2 protein-coding genes are annotated in these 1,320 nt (G+C 57.8%); both read right to left on the reverse strand.

The window, feature by feature from the left end; all coding sequences use genetic code 11:
- Positions 1-454: paraquat-inducible protein A (locus Q8Q83_RS01115; protein WP_305620382.1), on the reverse strand; the 454-nt coding region annotated here is incomplete at its 3' end.
- Positions 441-1,100: a paraquat-inducible protein A gene (locus tag Q8Q83_RS01120; protein WP_305620384.1), complete on the reverse strand. Its 660-nt coding sequence runs from the start codon at positions 1,098-1,100 to the stop codon at positions 441-443. The genes Q8Q83_RS01115 and Q8Q83_RS01120, both read right to left, overlap by 14 nt.
- Positions 1,101-1,320: the final 220 nt, after the last annotated feature.

Below are 1,320 nucleotides of genomic sequence, written 5' to 3' on the forward strand. Positions count from 1 at the left end.
CGAAGATATCCAGCATCGACCAGCGCCCGATCCATTCGATAAAGCGGTACATCAAGATACGTTGACGCGCGGACATCGGCTGATGCCGCTGTATCGAGTAAAGCAGCAGCCCAATGCCAACCAGTTTAAAGGTCGGCACCAGAATGCTGGCCACGAAGACCACGGCGGCAATCGGCAACATGCCGTAGTTCACCAGTTCGATCACCCCCGACATGATGGTGTCGGACTGCCCCTTGCCCAGGGAATTGACCGTCATGATCGGCAACAGGTTAGCCGGGATGTACAGAATGGCTGCGGTCAGCAGCAAGGCCCAGGTACGCGCCAGACTGTTTGGCCGCCGCGCATGCAGGGGGCCGCCACAGCGCGAACAGAATTGCTTAGCCGCATCAGCCTGTATGGGGTTGAGCTGATGGCATTCGTGGCAAATCAGCAATCCCGCATCAATCGCCCGCATGCCCATCCTCCCCTGACAGCGCTTCCCAGATTTGATGGGGCGACATGGTCACTTCGAGCCACACCTGCACCAACAGCAAGGCAATAAAACACAGCAGACCCAGGCCCAGGCTCACATCGGCCAAATCGGCCAACTTGACCAGCGCCACCAGAATGCCCATCAGATAGACCTCGAGCATGCCCCAGTCGCGCAGGTGGTGATAAATCCGGTAGAGCAACAATCCATAACTGCGACCAATATCCAGACGGATGCTCAACAGCACGGCGAACTGGCACAGCAGCTTGAGCAGCGGCACCGCCATGCTGCAGAGGAACACCACCACCGCGACACCTTGCATGCCGCTGTTGTAGAGGCCGAGGACCCCACTCCAGACCGTGTCTTCGCTGGCCTGCCCGAGCAGATTGAGCTGCATGATCGGTAAGAAATTCGCCGGCAGATAGAGCAGCAGCGCGGCGACCACCAAGGCCATGCTGCGGCGCAGCACCTGATGGCGATGGGTATAGAGCTCATAACCACAACGCGGGCACTCAACCCTTTCACCCTGTTCAGGTGCAGGTTTGCGCAGCAGCAGATCGCACTCGTGGCAGGCAATCAGCTGCTCAAGCGGAAGCTGGTGGGGCGCTGCAGGAGGTGCCTGATCAGCCATATTAAGAGGCTCAAGTAAAAGTGCGCTTATTCTAATCGAGCATAGACTCAGCCGCTTATCACACTCAGCCCGCGCCCGGCCATTTCTGCGTAGTTTCCGCGACGCATAGTAAAACCCCCGACCAGTTTCCTGATCGGGGGTTTTGGTATAGGTGCTTGACGATGACCTACTCTCACATGGGGAAACCCCACACTACCATCGGCGATGCATCGTTTCACTA

This window comes from Pseudomonas sp. (assembly GCF_030696055.1).
Taxonomy (GTDB): Bacteria; Pseudomonadota; Gammaproteobacteria; order Pseudomonadales; family Pseudomonadaceae; genus Aquipseudomonas.